General features: G+C 38.3%; 22 protein-coding genes and 1 tRNA gene. 2 read left to right on the top strand and 21 right to left on the bottom strand.

Features of this window, described 5'->3' with window-relative positions:
• Position 1: 1 nt before the first annotated feature.
• The 6 genes from Ami3637_RS09700 to Ami3637_RS09675 all read right to left on the bottom strand — a co-directional run bounded on the left by Ami3637_RS09700 (position 2) and on the right by Ami3637_RS09675 (position 10761).
• Positions 2-1732, bottom strand: coding sequence for an AMP-dependent synthetase/ligase (locus Ami3637_RS09700; RefSeq protein WP_162362397.1), 1731 nt, complete (start codon positions 1730-1732; stop codon positions 2-4).
• A gap of 9 nt (positions 1733-1741) precedes the next feature.
• Complete coding sequence (locus tag Ami3637_RS09695) at positions 1742-2149, bottom strand: C-GCAxxG-C-C family protein (protein WP_162362396.1); 408 nt, start codon at positions 2147-2149, stop codon at positions 1742-1744.
• Positions 2150-2312: 163 nt separating this feature from the next.
• Positions 2313-7112 (bottom strand): M20/M25/M40 family metallo-hydrolase, encoded by a 4800-nt coding sequence (locus tag Ami3637_RS09690; protein WP_162362395.1) that lies wholly within the window; start codon positions 7110-7112, stop codon positions 2313-2315.
• A 174-nt stretch (positions 7113-7286) separates the two neighbouring features.
• Complete coding sequence (locus tag Ami3637_RS09685) at positions 7287-7640, bottom strand: hypothetical protein (protein WP_162362394.1); 354 nt, start codon at positions 7638-7640, stop codon at positions 7287-7289.
• Between the two features lie 427 nt (positions 7641-8067).
• A complete protein-coding gene (locus tag Ami3637_RS09680) occupies positions 8068-8991 on the bottom strand; it encodes a DMT family transporter (protein ID WP_162362393.1) in 924 nt (307 codons plus the stop codon).
• Between the two features lie 414 nt (positions 8992-9405).
• Entirely contained in the window at positions 9406-10761 is a 1356-nt protein-coding gene (locus Ami3637_RS09675) for an MATE family efflux transporter (RefSeq protein ID WP_162362392.1), read from the bottom strand.
• A 170-nt stretch (positions 10762-10931) separates the two neighbouring features.
• Between Ami3637_RS09675 and Ami3637_RS09670 the strand changes: the two genes are divergently transcribed.
• A tRNA-Gly gene (locus tag Ami3637_RS09670) sits at positions 10932-11005 on the top strand.
• Positions 11006-11164: 159 nt separating this feature from the next.
• On the top strand, positions 11165-11821 hold the full coding sequence (locus Ami3637_RS09665) for a helix-turn-helix domain-containing protein (RefSeq protein WP_162362391.1): 657 nt from the start codon (positions 11165-11167) through the stop codon (positions 11819-11821).
• Positions 11822-11888: 67 nt separating this feature from the next.
• Here the strand turns inward: Ami3637_RS09665 and eutJ are convergent, their stop codons facing one another.
• From eutJ to Ami3637_RS18575, 15 genes are all read right to left on the bottom strand, one after another.
• Complete coding sequence (gene eutJ / locus Ami3637_RS09660; RefSeq protein ID WP_330586576.1) at positions 11889-12752, bottom strand: ethanolamine utilization protein EutJ; 864 nt, start codon at positions 12750-12752, stop codon at positions 11889-11891.
• A 52-nt stretch (positions 12753-12804) separates the two neighbouring features.
• Complete coding sequence (locus tag Ami3637_RS09655; protein WP_162362390.1) at positions 12805-13059, bottom strand: GNAT family N-acetyltransferase; 255 nt, start codon at positions 13057-13059, stop codon at positions 12805-12807.
• Positions 13060-13331: 272 nt separating this feature from the next.
• The gene (locus Ami3637_RS19140; RefSeq protein WP_408609069.1) at positions 13332-13406 is read right to left on the bottom strand and encodes a hypothetical protein; all 75 of its coding nucleotides are present in this window, start codon (positions 13404-13406) and stop codon (positions 13332-13334) included.
• A gap of 17 nt (positions 13407-13423) precedes the next feature.
• Positions 13424-13780, bottom strand: a complete 357-nt coding sequence (locus Ami3637_RS09650) for a cupin domain-containing protein (RefSeq protein WP_330586575.1) — start codon at positions 13778-13780, stop codon at positions 13424-13426.
• 85 nt (positions 13781-13865) lie between these two features.
• Positions 13866-15305, bottom strand: a complete 1440-nt coding sequence (gene eat, locus Ami3637_RS09645; RefSeq protein WP_162362389.1) for an ethanolamine permease — start codon at positions 15303-15305, stop codon at positions 13866-13868.
• 62 nt (positions 15306-15367) lie between these two features.
• Positions 15368-15907, bottom strand: a complete 540-nt coding sequence (locus Ami3637_RS09640) for a BMC domain-containing protein (protein WP_162362388.1) — start codon at positions 15905-15907, stop codon at positions 15368-15370.
• A gap of 5 nt (positions 15908-15912) precedes the next feature.
• The gene (locus Ami3637_RS17490) at positions 15913-16653 is read right to left on the bottom strand and encodes a 4Fe-4S dicluster domain-containing protein (protein WP_243157981.1); all 741 of its coding nucleotides are present in this window, start codon (positions 16651-16653) and stop codon (positions 15913-15915) included.
• Positions 16650-17261 (bottom strand): hypothetical protein, encoded by a 612-nt coding sequence (locus Ami3637_RS17485; RefSeq protein ID WP_243157980.1) that lies wholly within the window; start codon positions 17259-17261, stop codon positions 16650-16652. Before Ami3637_RS17485 ends, Ami3637_RS17490 begins: the two co-directional genes overlap by 4 nt.
• A gap of 29 nt (positions 17262-17290) precedes the next feature.
• Positions 17291-17572 carry a EutN/CcmL family microcompartment protein gene (locus Ami3637_RS09630; RefSeq protein WP_162362387.1) on the bottom strand — a complete coding sequence of 94 codons (282 nt, stop codon included), beginning with the start codon at positions 17570-17572 and terminating at the stop codon, positions 17291-17293.
• A gap of 56 nt (positions 17573-17628) precedes the next feature.
• Positions 17629-18381, bottom strand: a complete 753-nt coding sequence (locus Ami3637_RS09625) for a hypothetical protein (protein ID WP_162362386.1) — start codon at positions 18379-18381, stop codon at positions 17629-17631.
• 52 nt (positions 18382-18433) lie between these two features.
• Positions 18434-19042: a phosphate propanoyltransferase gene (gene pduL / locus Ami3637_RS09620; RefSeq protein WP_162362385.1), complete on the bottom strand. Its 609-nt coding sequence runs from the start codon at positions 19040-19042 to the stop codon at positions 18434-18436.
• 13 nt (positions 19043-19055) lie between these two features.
• Positions 19056-19835 (bottom strand): ATP-binding protein, encoded by a 780-nt coding sequence (locus Ami3637_RS09615; RefSeq protein WP_162362384.1) that lies wholly within the window; start codon positions 19833-19835, stop codon positions 19056-19058.
• A 34-nt stretch (positions 19836-19869) separates the two neighbouring features.
• Positions 19870-20154 (bottom strand): BMC domain-containing protein, encoded by a 285-nt coding sequence (locus Ami3637_RS09610; protein WP_162362383.1) that lies wholly within the window; start codon positions 20152-20154, stop codon positions 19870-19872.
• Between the two features lies 1 nt (position 20155).
• Complete coding sequence (gene eutM, locus Ami3637_RS09605; protein WP_162363722.1) at positions 20156-20446, bottom strand: ethanolamine utilization microcompartment protein EutM; 291 nt, start codon at positions 20444-20446, stop codon at positions 20156-20158.
• 24 nt (positions 20447-20470) lie between these two features.
• On the bottom strand, positions 20471-20611 hold the full coding sequence (locus tag Ami3637_RS18575) for a hypothetical protein (RefSeq protein WP_330586574.1): 141 nt from the start codon (positions 20609-20611) through the stop codon (positions 20471-20473).
• Positions 20612-20616: the final 5 nt, after the last annotated feature.

Here is a 20616-nt window from a genome sequence, read left to right as displayed (position 1 = left end):
CCTATTCCTCCATATTTGACTGATTAAATCTTTTGATTTTCCTTGTAGTGGTTTTTTCAAATTCCTTTTCCCTTATACCAAAACGCTTAACTCTCTTGTACAGGGGCATCTCTTCATTAATCCTGTCAATTTCCTGTTTTATAAAATTTCTCAAATCTGAGGTTGAAAGTTCTCCTGCTTTCTCCGCTATAACATCTTTGTCCAAATAAACTTCTGCTTTTACAATAGTATCGCCAGTCTTATCATCTATAATACCATGTACCAGAGCTTCCTGTATAAATTCACTCTGAGTCAGATAAAATTCTACTTCTTCAGGGAAAATATTCTTTCCATTCTTGGTTACTATTACGCTTTTCTTTCTTCCACAGACATATAAAAATCCATCTTTATCAAAGTATCCGTAATCCCCAGTATGAAGCCAGCCATCTATAAGGACTTCTGCAGTTTCTTCCGGATTATTATAATATCCCAGCATTACCGAATCCCCTCTGCAGATTATCTCTCCCACTCCATTTTTGTCAGCATCAATAATTTTTATTTCCGTACCTGGCATAGGAAGCCCCGCCGCTGCGGGTTTGCTGTACCGGTCTTTGTTTACCGCTATAATTGGTGCATTTTCTGTCATGCCGTAACCTTGAATCATTGGAATACCTAAAGACTGGAAACCTTCTATCACGCCAGGATCTATGGCAGCCCCCCCAGCTATAAACAGATTCATATGATTTCCCAAAGCATTATGTACATCTTTAAAAATCTTCTTTACGATGTGTGGATGGTTATATAATTTAAGAGTTTTTGACACCGACATCATTTTTTTCATCTTTCCCAGTTTGCCGGCACTTTCAGCTTGCTTTAAGATTTTTTTATACATTGCCTCAAACACAAGGGGTACCCCCAGCATTACTCCTGCCGGTGCTTCTGCCATATTTTTAAGAATGTGCTTTAATCCTTCACATATTGCCACAGTCATTCCCTGATAAATTCCAGTAAAAATGTGACATGTAAGTTCGTAGGAATGGTGCATAGGTAATACGGAGAGGCCAAAATCATCATAAGGAATGGATACATATTTGGACATATTATAGACATTAGCTGTTATATTCTTATGAGAGAGCATCACACCTTTAGCAAGGCCTGTGGTGCCGGATGTGAACAAAAGTGAACACATGGCTTCCCTATCGATTTCAGCCTCAATAAAACTGCGATCTCCCTGCTGTATTAATTTTTTCCCCTCTTCTATTAAAATATCCAAATTATATTTACCGGAAGAATCAGTCTCTTCCATGCATATTTGATATTGAACACTGTTTTTCAGCTGTTCCACAGTATCCACTACAGTCTTTTCCATCTTTTTAGAATAAACAATCGCACTGACTTCTGCTCTTTCAATTAAATTGGCCATTTCAGGTGCCGGAAGTTCTCTGTCAAGGGGTACGATTACACCAGTACCATTGGTTACAGCCAGGTAAGTTACAATCCACTTGTAACTGTTTTCACCAACTACTGCAATTTTTTTACCCTTCAGTCCCATTTCAATAAACCGGGTACCCAGGGAATCAATATCTTCTTTAAATTTTTTATATTTTACAGGAGCATACTCTCCTCCTGGTACAAGCTTGATCAGATATGCATCTTTTTCAGAAAATAGTTCTGCACTAGTATCAACCATATCCTTTAAGTCACTGATTTCTCTAAATTCATATAAGGCATCTTTAAATTTTTTATCGTTCATTACGTCCCCCTACTTCGTCAGAAGCATATTTTCTAAAATTTTTGCAGCATCTTCTATACATCCGTCACAGCTTCTTAGTATAGGTCCGTCATTCATCCCTTTTATTTCACTGCAGTTAATAGACTGATTTTTTTCAAAAAAAGCATCTGTCATCCTTTGCATCATATGGTAACAATTTTTCTTTGTTGCAGGTGCTTGCAAATTTCCATCACTCAGCTTCATTCCCGCTACCATAGCCATAGCAGTTACCGCTCCACAGGTTCCCATAGTTCCCATACCTAATCCATAAGCTTCTGCCATTTTAAAAGCAGTTTTTTCATCTATTCCGAATAAGTCACAGTATGCACAAACTACTGACTGTGCACAATTATATCCTTTTTTATGATTAGCTAAAGCCTGTTTAACTCTTTCTGACATTTTTTTCCTCCAAAATATATCTATTTTATAATTGTACCACATTTTTAACTCTGTTTCTATTCTTTGTTACGGTTACGCTGATTATTATGTGCAGTTATAATAAAAAGCACTCATGAAGAATGCAGTTCATTCTTTCATGAGTGCTTTACATGATTTTGATTAATTACTTAATAATACTTTCCATTCTCTGGAACATTGCTGCAACTTCCGCTCTTGTTGCCTGACCATTCGGGTCAAGAAGATTTCCATTTTTGCCTGTCATGAGACCTGCTCCAACTGCCCAGGAAACTGCTTCTTTTGCATAAGATGAAATCTGTGAACTATCAGAGTAATTATTCAGATTACCTTTTGCCGTCATATCTGCTTTTTTGTACTTTGCATACCTGTATAAAATAGATGCTAATTGTTCTCTTGTAATATCTCTGTCTGGCATAAATTTATTTCCTTCATAACCGGTTACTATACCATTGGCATTTGCCCATGCTATCGGTGCACCATACCATAAGCTGGAATTAACATCTGTAAAGGTTGAATTTCCTACTGATGGCTGCCCCTCAAGTCTGTAGAGCATTGTAACGATCATGGCTCTGTTTGTTCTTACGTTTGGACCAAATGTACGTTCATCTAATCCTTTCATAATGCCTTTTTGCATTACGTAATTTACAGCAGGGCTAAACCAGTTTGAAGTATTTACATCATTAAATGTAACTTTAACTGCTGCTTCAGTTGTGACCTTTGTACCGTCACTTGACTTAAAAGTAGCTTTAATTGTATGGGTAGTTGTCACATTGGTGAATTTATAGGAACTTACAGCCCCCACGCTCTTTCCATCTACTTTTACATCTTCAATAACGTATCCCTTATCTGGGCTGATTGTAAAGTTCTGATTGTAACCTTTTGCTACACTAGTGGTAGAAGGTGAAATAGTACCACCCTTTTCTGCTGTAACTGTTATTGTATATTTATCTACTGAGGTACTGCTGCTGTGTTTGCCGCTTCCGCCGCTGCTGCTGTTACCAATTTCTTTAAACTCACCCGGCATGCTGTCATAAATTGCATTAGCCAGTAATCTGAACTGATGGGAAGGATGTGCTTTATTTGTTATATGGCTTGCAAATACCGTTATTTTTGCATTGCCCACCTGATCTTGTATGATGTAAGGCTTTCCTTTTACTTCATTATGATTTGGCCACCATCCAGCAACATAGAAGTTAGCTTTATCACTAATGGTTGCCAAGACTTTAGAAGTGGCAGGCACCTTTTCAATCCATGATTCTGTATTGTTATACAGAATATCTTCTTTGCTATACCTTCCTGTAATTACACTATCTGTATCAAGGTTAGCTCTAAGAACTCCTTCATAAGAATTATTAAAACCGCCCATTTCAAATTGTGGTAATAAACCACTTGTTTGTAGGGCATACATACCATATCCACCTACAGCTACATATGAAGTTCCATCTTTAATTGCTTTTTTTATTTCCCCAGGCATTCCATAGCTGCTATCATCAGCAATAACATCTACATTATTATAAGAATCTTCCAATCCAAATCCTAATCCTTTTAGAACATAGATTAGCTCGCTGCCAACACCTGCTACTTTAGGCTGTTTCATAACTTTTACTGTAGCTTTTCCGTTAAATGAAGTAAGTTCTAAGAAATATTTATCTTTTATCCCTTCTAAATCTTTCTTTTCTGCAATAAAGTCGCCTTTGTTAAAGCCTTCTCCTGCTGAATAAATCATATACACTGGTTTATTACCTGCAAGAAGTTCATTTACTGCTTTAATAGCGTCATTATTGGTATTTTTAATAACAATCTGACTGGTGGTCTCAGCTGGAACCTCTGTACCTGGTATTGTCACTTTATCTACTTTATCTGTTTTTCCATTAAAAACATTAGCAACTCTGATCTCATACTTATCAAAACCCCTTAACTGAGGGAAACACATGGTTACTTCTGCATACATTTCACTGAAATCAGAGAAATCTGATCCATCATACAGCACACAGTTTGCCAGGCCTCGTTTTGCCTGATGCATAGGAACAATATAACTTCCCCTTGGATAAGTTACATCACCTACTTTAACGTCCGTATTTGTCTTTTCTACTTTTATTCCATTCTTTATTAGGAAATCTGCCATTTCATAAGCCGCCAGAGAATTTTTCTGTAATTGACTGTTTACAGGCAATACATAATATTCAGGGAAGAAGTTGTCATTTGTCCCTCTTGGTCTTCCAATTGATTCTCCTTTTGCATTTATCAGCCATTTATCTACTTCTCTTGAGTCAATGCCTTCCACTCCTCTTCGATAAACTTCCAGCTGATTTTTAAACAATTCTTCCTTATTTTCTAAGGCATACTCTAAAGAACCCAGCCCAGCATACATAAATGCATTATTAGACTCCTGATTTAGCTCAGGGATCTCAACGGTATGTCCTAAGGCTCCATGCATTAATGCTAAAACTGCCGCATACATTGGTGCACCATCATCCCATCCAACTTTATAATCAAACATTGGAATAATGTAATTACTATACTTCGTGTTAGCAATGCCCGTTCTTCCCATAGCATGTGCATGGTTGATTTCGCCCTTCATCAACAAGTCATATTCAAAATTTGGTTCATGAGGTGGTGTACATGGCTCTATCAGGAAAGCTGGAACAAACCCATGAAAATCATTAAAGATCATTGGAGACCATTTAGCTACAGCTTGAAAAACATTTTTCATTTCTACTTGTGTCTGATAGGTAACATCTCTGTTTGGATCGAATCCTGCTGCAGTTTCCCGATTATTTGAGAATCTGCCGTCTGGATTATCGTTCAAGCAGAACAGTACAATATAATTATCCAGTAAATCCTGAACCTTTAAAGTCACATCTTCTAAATTATCTTTACTGTTATTTTTTGTTGACCTCTTAAACGTGATTTCATCCTGAGTGGCCAGTTTCTTCAAAATATCAAGCTGTGCATCAACACCATTTGCTTCATCAGAATGAATGTTGTTAAACCATATTACAGGTTTATATTCAATTTTTTTATCTTCAATTTTTTTAATAAACCCAGCAGGATCATTAAGCATCATCGGCAATGTGTTTTCAAGGTAATTACTTATATCACTCTTGTTTTTGGCAAACATTACAAAAGGTATGTCTCTTCCCTGAGCTGACTTGCCTAATGGGGCATATTCAATATAACGGTCCGTCTTTGCACCCTTAATGATTTCCTCAACTGCAGGAAGAATTTCAGTCTGTTTATGATAAGAATCATATGCATTCAGCTTTATGGTAGTTTTGGCCTGAATATGATTTGTAGTATCCGTTACAACAAGATCATATTCTCCTATTAATTTTGGATAGACTCTTCTAGGGTAAGGCCTCTTTTCAAGGTTCGTCACTCCAAAAGGTAAATCGCATTTGATGACTGCCTTTACAGTATCACCCTCAATTTTTGGTTCTGTTACAAATTTAATAAATGGGGTGCCTGTGAAATCTTTGGTTTTATTATCAAATGACTTCCATTCTTCAAAAGATTTCCCCCCAAAAGTCCAGGTTAAATTTTCTAATGCAGGAGTGTATCCCAGATCTACACTGACTTGAATCTCTCTTGCTTCTGACATAGATAAAAGATGATTCGATGTAGAAATCACTGCGGGAGGATCTATATCTTTTAGTAAATTATAAAGCAGTTTAGTATATGAGTATAACCTGTTGCAAGCTCTGTCAGGAATCTTCTCATTCATAAATCCAAGATTATCTCTCTCGGTATGCATGATTTCCCCAAATTCTTGTGTTTCGCTATCCCCTGTTGTATAACTGCCATCGTCATATTTTAAATCCCAATTTGTACTTTCAAAATATACCCAAGGCAACCCCTTGTTTTTAAATGGGACATGGTCACTCCAATCCCCGGTTGTTCCTTTAGGGTATTCAGGATTTAACCCCTGTTGAGTGATTATATCTAAATCTAATGATTTCGCCAGGTCTAAAGTCTGCTGGCAAAGCCAGCCTTTTTCCCCAAGATTACCATAAACATACATTTTGTCGCCAAATAAAACTGTATCCAGGTTTATCATTGCAACGGTTTTATCTATTTCTTCCTGAGGCATTTGTTCTACAAAATAAGATGAACCTTTTAGTCCTACTTCTTCTGCTCCAAAGGCAATAAATTTAATAGTATAGTCAGTAGGAACGTCTTTCAGCTGTTCAGCTGCACCCAGCATGACAGAAACACCAGATGCATTATCGCTTGCTCCTGTTGAATCAATTGCTCCTTTAGTAACTACTACCGAATCGTAATGTGCCCCCACGATAACCTGCTTGTGGGACTTACCAGACTTTACTGCAATGACGTTAGCTGAATCTCCTTCTTTGACTATCTTCCCATTTTTATCCTTTTTAGTCCAATGGAATGGCTGAATTGATGTATCATATCCCAGACTTTCAAATACACCTTTTATGTAGCCTTTTGCTTTTGTTTCACTTTCTGTGGAAGCTACCCTGGCACCGATTTTCTCAGATAGCTCAACTAAGTGCTTATACATAACAGAATTCTTTGAAGCGTCAAAAACAGGTGCTTCGCTTGTAACGGCACTTTCACTGGTGATAGCTCCTTCAGTTGAAATGGCACTCTCGCTGGTGATAGCTCCTTCAGTTAAAATGGCACTTCCACTGGTGATCGCTCCTTCGGTGGAAATGGCTCCTTCACTTGATATTGCACCTTCGCTGGTGGCCAGTTCACTCCCAGAGACTGCACCTCCACTGGTAGCCGTCTCTCCACTGGATATGGCCCCTTCACTAGCAGTAGACTCTCCGCCAGAAATGGCGCCTTCACTGGTAGCAGGTTCCCCGCTTGTAACTGGCGGCGGTGTATTAACTACTGTATCTGCAGCAAATGCTCCAGGAACAGATGTCGTTAACACCATAGCAGTTACAAGGAATACTGCTAATTTCTTTTTTAACATTAATGGTTCCTCCTGTTGTTTTTTTATTTTATTCAGTTACAAATAGCCTGTTAAGATAGCAGACTATCGTTACTAAGTAAAACCCCATTCTTCCAGCTGCTTCATAGCTGTACTTCTCTCTAATCTCTTTAAGAAACCCACACAGAATATTTTTTTGTCTAAAAATCACCCCTTTTATAATTTTCTCTTATATACACTTCTCCCATCTATTTTCCACATTTCATCTTCCAGTTTAAACGCTATAACGGTTTCTTTTTTTCCCCTTTCAAAATCGACCAAGCACTCAGCAAGAGCAAACTTCTTTTGTCTTTCAACATGAATACGACGAATTTCTATTAATATTCCTACATCAATATCAAAATCAGAATGAATCAAAAAACAGTTTAATGATATGCTATCTTGAAATGATTGATTTAGATAACTGAACATTTTTATACGGTCTGCCATATAATACGCATCATAAAAATCCAGTAAAACTTTTTTAATTTGATTTTCGTCAGGGGTATGACTTTTCAACTGATTGTCCATATAATTTATTCCTCTTGTTATTCTTTTAACACCAAAAGTTTCTGATTTTCTTCTAAGGTTATAATTCTATTAAACCTTATAGTTCAAATCCTTTGCCTTGTCAAGTAAGGGCAGGCTTCCGCCATTCCCGTTTCCCTTGACTAATTTATAATTATACATTTTGTATCTTTTTTACTCCTCTTGTTTCCACTGACCTGCCCACCCATTTTTGTATTAAATAATTTATTATTCAGAGAATGTGATAGTAATAAATTATCGTATTTTTCTTTCTTAAACTTGTATTTTTCAACAGTTACCATGCAAATTTCAGTAATTTTTGTGGAGTAAAATAAAAAAAGATAATTTTTTCAATAAAAAACCCCTATACCTGGACTTTTTTTAAAATCTGGTATAGGGGTTTGTATTTAGAATATAAAGTTAATATGAATCAGACTATTTTATCTGTGGCTCCTTCCTGTGTTGCCTCCAGAGCTCTGGTTACTCTGTCATTCCATATGCACCAAAGAGTAATTGCTATAATTACAATCACTGCACCAATCAAAGCGAAAAATCCAGGAGCTTCTCCGTTAAACAAAAACACCCACACTGGATTCAACAGTGGCTCAATAGCCCCAATTAAATTGCATGCCAGAGCAGACCCATTTTTCATTGCAAGGCCAAATAGTATGTATGGAATACCTAACTGAAATATGCCCAAGGCAAGGATGCTAAGCACTGCTGGTGTGGTTACTGTAGTTTCTGTGAGAAATAATGCCGGTAATCCGATTATCGTTGTAAATATCTGTCCTAGTAAAATACCGGTCATACGGGTTTCTTCGTCAATCTCTCCTACTATTAAATAGGCACAGGCCACCATCAGGCCTGCCAAGATACCAAAGCAGTTTCCTAACATTCCCCCAGGGGTCAACTGGTCAAAAAAGAACAGCGAAATCCCTGCAAGAGTTATAGCAACTGTTATTATATCACCCCTTCTACACTTTTTATGTAAAAAAACTGCAGACAATATCAAAATAAATACCGGGGAGGTAAACTGTAAAACAATGGCGTTGGCTGCGGTTGTCAATTTATTTGCGATAACAAAGCACAAAAAAATCCCGCTCATGAAAGCCCCGCTTAAAAATGCCGGCTTTACAAATTTCATCTTTATCTTTTTATGACGGATATAAGAATATACTATTACCGATGCAATGGCACTGCGGACACCTGCAATGGCAAATGCATTCCAGGGAACCATTTTAATAAAAATACCGCCGATACTCCAAAGTGATGCACATATCACCATATATAGAATGGATTTTCTTCTTTCTTCTTTCGTTGGTACAGGTTTTAATACTGATGATGTTACTTCCATATTAATTGTAGCCTCCATTAATAATCATGATTTCTATTATATCTGAATCATACCTATTTTTGTTACCTTTTTTATGAAAATTTTAAAATATTAATATGGTTTTGATTACTTAAATAAAAAACCGCAGACTCCAAAGGTTTCTGCGGTAAAATCCGGGCAATACCGGTCTCTCCCGGCTGTCAATGCTCCTGCATTCTTGGGCTGTCTGTTTCAGGCTGTCAATGGTTTTACCCATAATCTCGTAGCATACATAACACTGTCATTTTAGTTGCTTGTAGTTTACCTTAATATCGTTACAGTCAACTGACTATCAAGGCTTACAATATTACATTAAGAAAGAAGTTATTATCTTTCTTAATTCTATAACATTTCAAGAACATATAAGGGACATTTTAGGACATTTTTTATGCATCTTTAACTCTTTTTGTCTTCTGGGAGAACTCGAAAAAAGTGAATCACAAAGGGTATCGTTACAAAAAAGGTAAGAATGTCCGATATGGTCTGTGAAATCTCTACGCCTCTTAACCCCATGCAGTATGACAAAATTAAGATAATAGGAATAAAAAATAATCCACTTCGGAGTGCAGATAAAAAAGTAGCTATAACATTTTTACCAATACTTTGAAACATCATGTTAGCGCACACTGCCAATGGATGAAAAAACAGGGCTGTCAATTGAATACTTAAAGCGAAGTTACCAATTTCTATGACCTTCGAATCATTTCTAAAAAATCCTACCAGATTGGCTGATAACACCATGCCTAAAACGGCAAGACATCCCAGAACGATTTCCCCCGCTGCTACGGTAAAGAAAAATCCCTTTTTTACTCTTGAATATTTCTCTGCACCGTAATTAAAAGCCGATACTGGCTGGAAACCCTGACCAATACCCAGTCCTACTGCAAAAATAAAGAAGCAGATGCGATTTACAATTGTCATTGCTGCAACAGCTGCATCACCATAAATCCCAGCCTGGCCGTTTAAAATCATAATGGATACACTGGACAGACCCTGGCGCATCAGACTGGGAAGCCCCGTTTTCATAATGGTTGATACATCCTGCATCTCTCTGGAAACTAACCTGATTGATATTTTGCTCTGGGTTTTTCCACAAAGGAATATACTTAAGAGAATAAAAAAGCTAATCATCTGTGAAAATGCAGTGGATATACCAGCTCCTTCCACTCCCATGCCCATCTTAGTCATCAGTAGCCAGTCCCCTGCAATGTTCAGAACAGCTCCGGCAGTCAGGCCAATCATAGCTAATGAAGCCCTGCCTTCATACCTTAAAATGTTATTCATCACAAAACTGCTGGTCATTAACGGCGCTGACAGTAAAATAAAAATTCCGTAGGTTCTTGCAAAGGGAAGAATGGTAGCCGTACTGCCAAGCACCCTCATGAGTGGATCTAAAAATACTAAACCCAGAAAACTTAAAATAATTCCTATTCCAAAGGCATAGAAAAAACTGGTTGATGCAAATTTAGATGCAATGTCTAGGTTTTTTTCTCCAAGCTTTCTGGCTATCATACTGCCTGCTCCATGGCCAAACATAAAGCCAATAGCCTGGATAATAGCCATTAAACCAAATACTACACCGACTGCTCCGCTGGCACTGGTTCCTATCTTCCCTACAAAATATGTATCTGCCATATTATATATGTTAGTTACCAGCATACTGATAATGGTGGGGATTCCCAAAGTGATAATCAGCTTTGAAACAGGTGTTTCTGTCATTTTCCTGTATTGTAACAAGTCTGTTTGCTGCATTTTATATCATCTCTTTTCTTACTTGTAATATTATTATATTTCATTTTATAAAAAACGTATACTGTCTTTACTTTTCATTTGAACTAAAAAATATTTCTGGTCTTTACAGAAATGGGAAGAAAGAGTATAATTTATATTATAGAATTCCAAAATTGAAATGTAAATCATATGCAGGCATAGTTTAGTGGTAAAACATCAGCTTCCCAAGCTGAGGTTGCGAGTTCGATTCTCGCTGCCTGCTCCAAAGAGAGAACGGTTAAAAAAGACTGTTCTTTTTTATTTTCTTTAAATTTTCATATATATAAATGCTCTTTTTTATTCCGCAACAAACCCTTGCGTGACATAAAGCACATCTATTGTTAACATACTTATGTACAATATCTTTGAAAGGAGTTTATGATTCATGAACGATGTGGGGAAAAATATAAAAAAACTGCGCAAAGAAAGGGGTATCTCCCAGGAAACTCTGGCTGGAAAGCTGTATGTAACAAGGCAGGCAGTGTCGCAGTGGGAGAGGGGCCATACACAACCCGATTTGAAAACGCTGGATGAAATCGCAAACTTCTTCCAGGTAAATATACTTACAGTAATCTATGGAGAAAAGGAAAAAGCCACCACCATTCCCCCCCATCGGAGGAAATATAAAAAGGGGCTTATCTTATTCGGCATATTGTCCCTTACGATGATACTACTTGTGATGATATTAAAGCCATCCATTGAGTATATGTATTACCGTTTTATGGCGATAACATTTGTACGAATGTACATGGCTTTTTCACAGCCCCTGCTCTATCTATTTATAGCTCTCTTTGCATCAAATTTAATCTCTCTGGGCTGGGATTTATATATAAACCGTAAAGCAGTCCGCTGTGCAGTCTTTGCCATCAGCATTACATTTTTGTGCTTTTATTCAGTGATATTTCTACTGATGACTTCAGGTTTTATTTCTGGAAGCTATTTTTTTCAAAAATTATGGTTATTTTTGTGGCAGGTACCGGTATTGTTTTTGCTGCCCGGTATGGGGCTTCATTTTGGCAGAAAAGTCATTTCTGTAGGGTAGCCTATGTTATTCAAAATAAAGAAACCTATAATCCCAAGGGATTATAGGTTTTTCACTTTTATACTAATTATCCGGCTATGCAGTTCATTGCAATTCCTGCAGGTGTTACCAGAAATGGATTATCTGGCTTAATCGTAGTCATTCCTGTTTCCTTTTCAAATATTTTTTCAATTCCTGTCAGACAGCAGGTTCCTCCACAAAGATAAATCGTATCAACTTCCTTGGGATCTACATATTTTTTTACAATAGAGGCCATCTTTTCAACAACCGCTTTTACCACTGGAAGAATTTCTTTATGTTTACTGTAATCCTGTTTTATTACTTCTGCTTCGGCAAAAGATATATGGTAATTTCCTGCAAGAACTAAAGATACATGAGTTCCTCCCGTAGGCTCGTCTTCAATCTGCACAACCTTCTGATCTTTTAAAATGGCTAATCCTGTTGTTCCTCCACCGATATCTACAACTACACCATTTTCAATCTGGTAAATGGAATTGGCTGCTGTAGGCTCATCAAGAACATTTGTTACTTCAAAACCAGCACCTTCTGCCACATAACTATGGGTTTTCATGCTGGATTCTGTACCAGCCGGCATGGCAATAGCACAATTAATCAATTCTCTTCCATCTAATCTTTTTTCTAATTTTTCTTTTAATTCCCGGGCGATTGCCAGCGCCCCTGTATAATCAACCACTATTCCATCCCTAAGGACGGATGCTGCTTTCTTTTCGCACGCAATGGGATTATTTTCTTCATCAAGTACCACTAATACAATGTATGCAGTTCCCAAGTCCAGACCAACTTTAAGCTTACTGCCTACCGGTTTAAAAGTTTTAGTTTGTGATTCCTCTACTCTCTTCATATAGTCATTTACTCTTTTTAAATCCATCATATCTTTATTGCCTTTCATTTTGCTACTAATATATTCCACTCTCACTGGCTGCGTTTAAAAATAGCTATACTGCTCGTTATGGTTTATAGAGCTATTTATAGTTTTGTTCTGCCCATTTAACTGCATAAGAACATGTAAACTTTGGGGTTTTACCTTCACTTTTTATCTGTTCTATGGCCATTTCCATCATTTTTCCCGCAATTCCCTGTCCTCTCAGGGAATCGTCCACATACGTATGGGTAATATTTGCAACAGCTTCCATCTCTGAAGGAAAAGTTATTTCTGCAAGCACTCTGCCATTTTCATCTTCATAAAATATCCTACTGGTTTCATGTTTAAAAATCATCACTTTACCTTATACGATTTACTTACTTTGAAGTATCTCATACTTTCCTTTCTAAATTATTCATCTGATAGGCTAATACTTCCATTATGTGCAAATTGCTGCTATTTTAAACTTTTCTCGCCAACTTCAAGGGGATATCTAAATTATTCCATTATGTTTTATTAATTATAACACAACTTAAATTCTCTTCCTAGTAAAAATAATAAGCCTCTTTGAAATTATAACCCAAAGAGGCTTTTATCTGGCTCAAAGCCATGTGAAAGGAGTAGTTATTATGCCAATTCCTGCCAGTTTGCAGGATATACGAAATATGCATATCTTGTATTTGTAGGAGTACTGAAATGAATATGGCTGTTTTTAGGAATCAGTATAATATCCCTTTGTTTCCACGAATTACATTTCCTCCATCAATTTTAATTTCCAAAGTTCCATCGATAACATAATCAAATTCGTCATAGGTAAGAGTCCATTCAAAGTCTGCACCATTAACCAGTTCCATAATGCCAGCTCCCATTCTAGGTGCTTCCTCCAGAGAAACGATGTCCTTTAGTTTTACATCATCTCTGCCTTCAAAAGGTTCTGTTTTCACGGAATCCCCACGTACAACTAAAATCCCGCTGTTTTTATCTGTCTCCTTCTGGAAATCGTCACCACATTTAGCAGTCATCTGAACCAGTAATTCTTTCACAATCGCTTTTATTATATCTTCACTTAAATTCATTACATTTTCCTCCTGTATTATCAGGGTGAAGGGCAGTATTCCTTCACCCCTTATCTTTTTTACTATAAAATTTATAAAACTGAGCTTAGCTGTCTAAATCATTCAATACACCAAATTCTTCCTCAAATGGTCTGACATTCTTTTTACCACCGATCAAGTACCATACATAGGCCAAAATGTATATGATAACAGTTGCCCATAATGGATTGATACTAACTGCTCCAAAAATGGCGTATGCCAGACTGGATTCTGGAAGAACTGCCGGAACTGTGGTAACAAACAAGCTAACCAGACAGAAAATGCACATAAGCATACTTATCGCACCCACTAAATGTCCTGCTGGAACCTTAAATGGTCTGGTAAGATTCGGCTCTTTGGAGCGCAGTACAAAGAATGAAATAAGGCTGATGAAATAAAGGCCTACAGAACCAAATACGGAAATTGTAATTACAATAGAAGTCAAACCAGTGGATGCAGCAATAATTCCGATAACGCCTGCAATAATCAAAGCAGCAGTTGGTGTATGTCTCTTTGGGTTTACTGCAGCAATGAACTTTGGAAGGTATCCTGTTCTTGCCATTGCATACAGCTGTCTGGAGGAACCAACGATGATTCCATTTAAAGAAGCAACAAGTCCAAATAATCCTAAGAAGTTAACTATTAGTGTCAATATACCTTTACCATAAATTGCTTCCAGTGCTGCAGGAAGTGGGAAGTCAATTGCATCAATCTTAGTGTAATCAACAATACCTGCAGTTAGATATAAAGTACAGCTCATCATGATGAAAAGTGTCAGCATTCCACTTAAAAATCCTTTTGGAATATCTTTCTGTGGATTTACCATTTCTTCTGCAGCCATTGCGCCGCCTTCCAGTGCAAGATAGAACCAGATAGCAAATGGAACAGAAGCCATGATACCATGCCATCCACCAGGTATGTACTGTAGGAAGCCGCTAAATCCATTATTCTCAGCCAGAGGCTGTAGGAAGCTGGACATAGATGCATGAGGTGCAGCAGCAACCCAGAAGATAGAAAGTCCAACCAAAGCAACAACAGTTACAACCAGTTCAAATACTGCAGAAGTATGCATACCTAAGAAGTTAATAAATACGAATAGAATAAATGCAACGATTGTAGCCGGGATTGCCGGAACAATTGGAAACATGTTATGGATATATCCGCCAACTGCAAGTGCAATGGCAGGAGGTGCAAACAAGAATTCAATCAGGCAGCTGACACCTGCAAAGTAACCAGCTCCAGGTCCCATTGCTCTTCTGGCATATGCAGAAGGACCGCCTGCATGAGGAATGGCTGTTGCCATTTCTGAATAACAAAATATGAATGTAGCATAGAAAATAACTACCGGGATGCAGGCGATGAATAAGCCTAAAGGTCCACCTGTACCATAGCCATAGCTCCATCCGAAGTAATTTCCGGAAATTACAAGACCTACCGCCAGTGCCCAAAGATGTATAGGTTTCAGGGTACGTTCCAGTTGTTCTGTTTCTTTAACCTTCTCTGTCATAATTTTTTCCCTCCTTATAAATCGAATAATATCTTCTTTAAATCTTTAAATACAACGCTTTTTTACAATATACTCTCCAGCAATTTAGGAGCGGGTCTTGGAATAACGGTACTTCCTACCATTAATTCAACTGTGTTTTGAACTGCTGCTACTGCTGCCTTAACAGCACCTACGTCACCTGTAAATGTAACCATGCCCTTTCCGCCGATTGCAAATCCCATACGAACCTCAATCAAGGTTACATTTGCGGCTTTAGCTGCTATATCTGCTGCGGTGATTGCAGATGCAATGGAATAAAACTCTAATACTCCAAGTGCACCTAATACTTCAACAGGATTTGTCATATATATGGCTGGAATTACCTGATCATCAATGTTTGGTATAAGCAACGTATCAACTGCACAAGGTCCGCTTCTTCCTAAACCATCCTTCATGGATGCCTCTACCGCTCCGGTCTCGCCTCCAATGACAACCATATATTTTCCCGGACATACTGTGGAAGCCCTAAGGACATTCACTTGTGCCGCTTTAATCATATAGTCACAAACTTCAATTCCACGAGCGATACTATTTAACTCTATCATACCTACTGCATTCGCCATAGTGCCTACTCCTTCTCTTTGTCAATGACAATTCGTTCACCATCAATTAATTTAACGCATCCCTTTATACTTGCATGTACTGGAACAGAAAGCGCTCCCTCTTTTGCCTGTACTATTAAATCACCTTTTTGCACTCTGTCACCAACAGCTACACAGACTGTTCCTGGCACTCCAATATGCTGTTTAATTAAAATCGAAACACAATCCGGTTCAATAGTTATGCATTCATTTGCATGGGCGTGATAATATTTCATTAAATCTAATCTGGAAACTAATCTTTCAGTAGGAATACGCCTGTAAATCAGGTCTTCCAACGCCTTTGGATTTTTATTCCTGTTAGGTTTTATTCCCCGGCGCCCCAACTGTCCTTTTATAAAGCTGTTTACTTTACGTGGAGAAAGTCCCATAGGGCAGGCAAACATTTCACAGACTCCACAGTCACAGCAGTTTGCCGCTTCTCCAAATACAGCTTCGTATTCCTCATTGTCCACCATATCCTTTTCCCTGAACATATTTCTCATAACCATACTCGGTCGGATTTTATGTCCTATTAAATATCTCGGACACATATCTGTACACATTTTGCATTGAATACATGCACTTTTTGTCTGAGCTACAATAGATGAGAGAGGTAATTCCGCACATTTTACTAAATAGTGGTTCTTAGGCAACACAATGATGTTTCCAGTAGTCTTTGTTACGGCCAGGTCCTGAATTTGATCTCCTCTGTATACCTTTCCCATCATAGGCCCCCCACGATGATATCGTATTCCTCTAACAAAGGAGCTGCCTGGTTTATACATTCCTGTATAGCCGTTCCTACAGGGACATACAGCATGATTGGCTTTTCCACCTCTCCTACTACTGAAAGATATTTATCTGTAACAGACTTTCCCTCTAATGCCTCAAATACATTTAGCATAGTGCCCACATTGTTGACTACAGCACCAACATCCAGAGGCAAGCCTCTCTCTGGTACACTGCGTCCTGTAACAAGCTGCACTAAAGCCTGTTCATCACCAGCAGGATAAAAAGAATTCATTTTAACAAGTTCAAATGAAGATTTCTTTCTATCTATAGCCTTTTGTAACGCATCTATTTCTTTTTGATATTTACTCTTTAGTGCAATTACTTTACGTACTGCACCCAGATGGCTGGCTACAAGTTCTGCTGCTTCTAAAATCTCATCAGGAAAAGTTCTCATCAGATATTTATCTGTTTCTATTAAAGGTTCACACTCTGCTGCATTAATTATAAATACTTCTGCTTTTGCAGAAAGCTTTACATATGTAGGAAATCCTGCTCCGCCTGCTCCAACTATTCCTGCATCTTTTACTGTCTCAATCAGGTTCATTTTTACACCTCGCTGCACTTTCTTTTACATTAAAGCGCATTTTCATTAATTTCCTTATCATCTACAATTCCTACAATTGTAGCATCAACTGGTATTGCTGTATCCCCTACGGCACTTCGTGCAGAGCTTCCAGAGACATATAAAACAGTTTCCCCAACACCTGCTCCAATAATATCTGCAGCAACAATTGGGCTAAATGAAATTTCCTCATTTAAGACATCGATAGGTTTTAATATCATCAGCTTTAACCCAGCCAGGCTTTCCTCTTTTCTGGTCGCCCAGATATTTCCAATCACCTTTGCCACTTTCATATGTTTTCCTCTCTTTCACTCAGTACTACGCCTTTGGTTTAAACCAGCTTCTTTAATCAGTTAATCACCAGGGATATACCTCTCTGCTCTGCATATTCACGAGCTAAATCAGTTATAATTGCCCTTTCAGTCACATATATAACATCAAGATGCTGCTCATATACACTGTGTATGTCCCGTTCTGTAATAACACGTTTTGCCAGAGTTACTGCTTCTTTCTTGCATGGCTGACAAACAGCGTTCTCTGTTTTTTCCTCTGTGGAGCAGCAGCTTTTCTTTTCCTGTATACATGGATTATCCAGTATAGCCTGTTCCAGCTGTCCTACACTGCAAAAGCAGATTCCTGCATTTTTCAGTAATTCTATCTTCTGCATCATCATGCCGTAATACAGCTTTGGCGCAGTTTCCCTGTACTGGAATACTTCAACCTCTTCATTGACAGCAATTATTTTCTTCCCCAGGAGTATTGATTTGATTACCATCTCTGTAAATGGTGTTTCTCCCATACCCTGAGAAATCTGCCCTACTGATTTAATGCTTAAATTCCTTAGTAAAATCACATCAAACTGCTGTATGTTACACTGATATTCACTATTTAATGCACAAACGATTTCGAATTTATCATTAATAGCTTTGTTTTCCCAAATTTCATGGCAGGCAGTTTCATGTTTTTCAGAAAGAATCAGCAGTTTGGGTTTTGGATTTAAAATTTCACAGTCTGGAAAGTTTATCTCAGATTTATTTTCCATTTCAGAAATTTTTTCTGCTACTTTGGCTGTAATACGGTTTACCAGTTCATCGAGTTCCATAAATACCTCCTTTCCAACTTGCTTTTCACATATCCTTTCAGACTTTCTTCTGTCATTTTATGATACGGCCCAGTGTAAATCCTTCACATCCCGCTGCATTTGCTTCATCTGTATCGATGTGTGCTTTGTAGCTGGACGCCTCATCTACTCGTACGATAACATCTCGTAAAATAATTGACCTGTCAGTAATAATTTCCAGTTTTACTCTTTGTTTATCCTTCAGGCCTAATTTCCCAGCCATATCTGGTTTTATGTGAATATGCGCTTTGGCGATAATAGCACCTTCTGATAATGCTACAACACCACTCGGTCCTTTCAGAACAAACGCTCCCGAGCCTTCTAACTGTCCTGACAATCGGACAGGTGCTTCCATACCCAGGGTCATGCAATCGCTTCGGGATAATTCCACTTGCGTTTTTGCTCTGGCAGGTCCTAAAATGGATACTTTCTTTTCCCCCTTAGGGCCTACCAGCACTACCTTTTCTTCTGCTAAATATTGACCCGGCTGTGAAAGTTGTCTTTTGGGTTTCAAGGTATATCCACTACCAAATAACTGTTCTACATCCTTTTGGCTCAGGTGTACATGTCTGGCTGAAGTTTCTACTTGTAACATTCCACTGGCCTGAATGGCTTCTTTCATTGCCTGGATTAGATTTTCCATTGCTCATTTCCTCCTATCGGTACTCACCTGCCAGCCATTTGCACATCATAACGTGCAATGCACTGGATAGCCGGTTCAACTCTTCCACTATGTCACCTCTGCTGCATTTTCCCTTTTGGCAGAAGCAATCAGCAGCCACTACTTCAACCTCACGGATTGCTGCTCTAAGCTGATTCAGCATAGCGTACTGACTTCCCATAGTGTAATTCGGCATTAGCATTTGTTTAATCCCGAAAAACTTCATAGGATCATGAGACCGATCGTGTAGTTCTCTATGGGTTAACCCTATTATTAATCCGCTTTCCAGTACTTCATCCAGTACTTCACATTTCATGATATTCTGAAGTGCAGAAAGTACACTGTTCAAGTCCTCAATTATCTTTGCGGATGTGCCTGACTCTGACATCAAAGCCTGATCTAAGACAACCATGGTCTGAAGAGAATCCAGCTTCCCACGAAATAGTATTCTTGGGTGGTTCTTTGGTACTAGAAAATTCCCACTAATCTGGCACATATGTTCCGGTTTTTCCATATAGTACGAACCGGTTTCGAAATCTATGTACGCAGGTTTCCATGGTTCTGACACAATACCCTGGCTTTTCTCTTGTTGTGGTATCTGTTCTTCCTCTGAGGTCTGGGTCTGCATTGGTGGCTCTTTTGAAATCTTAACTTTGCGTTGTTGTAAATATTCACGGGCTGCTGGTGATAAAAGGGTTCCCTCCGGTATGTAATAATACTCCGGCTGACTACTTCTCAATTCATCACGCAATAGAGATTCGGTTATAACCTTCAACGCTGTCACCTCCCACCTTTAATATTCATAACAATTACTTTTTTAAAGTAGGAAGTATAAATTCCACTTCTTCATGTGGTCTTGGAATTACATGTACAGAGATTAATTCGCCTACACGTTCTGCTGCAGCTGCTCCTGCATCTGTAGCGGCTTTTACAGCTCCTACATCCCCTTTTACCATTACTGTAACCAGTCCGCCACCTACATGTTCTTTACCGATTAAAGTTACATTGGCAGCCTTTACCATTGCATCTGCGGCTTCTATAGAGCCTACCAGTCCTTTTGTTTCGATCATTCCTAATGCTTGTGTTTCTGTCATTTTATTTTCCTCCTTCTTTCAACACTGGAAGTATGCTTTCAACTTCTCCATGTGGTCTTGGGATAACGTGCACGGATATAAGTTCACCTACACGTTGTGCTGCAGCTGCTCCTGCATCTGTAGCGGCTTTTACAGCTCCTACATCTCCTCTCACCATTACAGTAACTAAACCGCCGCCTACGTGTTCCTTGCCAATTAAAGTTACGTTGGCAGCCTTTACCATTGCATCTGCGGCTTCTATAGAGCCTACCAGTCCTTTTGTCTCAATCATACCTAATGCTTGCATTGTCAACATTTTAATCCCTCCTTACAAATTCTATATAGCTTCTAATTTGCTGATGATGCAGCGAACCACTTCATCTATTTGTTTTACATCTAAATTAATTAATTCCGGTTTTATTTCGATTTCTTCCGCTTCTCTTCGGATTTCTTCCAGACTCTTTTTGCCTGTTGCCACATGCC

The organism is Aminipila terrae (genome assembly GCF_010120715.1).
In the GTDB taxonomy this organism is placed as follows: domain Bacteria; phylum Bacillota; class Clostridia; order Peptostreptococcales; family Anaerovoracaceae; genus Aminipila; species Aminipila terrae.
Note: the sequence above shows the minus strand (reverse complement) of the source record. Positions and strands in the feature narration are given on the sequence as shown.

Coding starts and splice junctions, on each gene's coding strand:
- pduL (WP_162362385.1), bottom strand. CDS start 19,042: ATGGAAAATCTAATCCAGGCAATGAAAGAAGCCATTCAGGCCAGTGGA.
- Ami3637_RS09610 (WP_162362383.1), bottom strand. CDS start 20,154: ATGACAGAAACACAAGCATTAGGAATGATCGAAACAAAAGGACTGGTA.
- Ami3637_RS17490 (WP_243157981.1), bottom strand. CDS start 16,653: ATGATGGGAAAGGTATACAGAGGAGATCAAATTCAGGACCTGGCCGTA.
- Ami3637_RS09675 (WP_162362392.1), bottom strand. CDS start 10,761: ATGCAGCAAACAGACTTGTTACAATACAGGAAAATGACAGAAACACCT.
- Ami3637_RS09685 (WP_162362394.1), bottom strand. CDS start 7,640: ATGGACAATCAGTTGAAAAGTCATACCCCTGACGAAAATCAAATTAAA.
- Ami3637_RS09695 (WP_162362396.1), bottom strand. CDS start 2,149: ATGTCAGAAAGAGTTAAACAGGCTTTAGCTAATCATAAAAAAGGATAT.
- Ami3637_RS09655 (WP_162362390.1), bottom strand. CDS start 13,059: ATGATTTTTAAACATGAAACCAGTAGGATATTTTATGAAGATGAAAAT.
- Ami3637_RS17485 (WP_243157980.1), bottom strand. CDS start 17,261: ATGAACCTGATTGAGACAGTAAAAGATGCAGGAATAGTTGGAGCAGGC.
- eat (WP_162362389.1), bottom strand. CDS start 15,305: ATGACAGAGAAGGTTAAAGAAACAGAACAACTGGAACGTACCCTGAAA.
- Ami3637_RS09665 (WP_162362391.1), top strand. CDS start 11,165: ATGAACGATGTGGGGAAAAATATAAAAAAACTGCGCAAAGAAAGGGGT.
- Ami3637_RS09690 (WP_162362395.1), bottom strand. CDS start 7,112: ATGTTAAAAAAGAAATTAGCAGTATTCCTTGTAACTGCTATGGTGTTA.
- Ami3637_RS09630 (WP_162362387.1), bottom strand. CDS start 17,572: ATGAAAGTGGCAAAGGTGATTGGAAATATCTGGGCGACCAGAAAAGAG.
- Ami3637_RS09625 (WP_162362386.1), bottom strand. CDS start 18,381: ATGGAACTCGATGAACTGGTAAACCGTATTACAGCCAAAGTAGCAGAA.
- Ami3637_RS09680 (WP_162362393.1), bottom strand. CDS start 8,991: ATGGAAGTAACATCATCAGTATTAAAACCTGTACCAACGAAAGAAGAA.
- Ami3637_RS09640 (WP_162362388.1), bottom strand. CDS start 15,907: ATGGCGAATGCAGTAGGTATGATAGAGTTAAATAGTATCGCTCGTGGA.
- Ami3637_RS09650 (WP_330586575.1), bottom strand. CDS start 13,780: ATGAATTTAAGTGAAGATATAATAAAAGCGATTGTGAAAGAATTACTG.
- Ami3637_RS09700 (WP_162362397.1), bottom strand. CDS start 1,732: ATGAACGATAAAAAATTTAAAGATGCCTTATATGAATTTAGAGAAATC.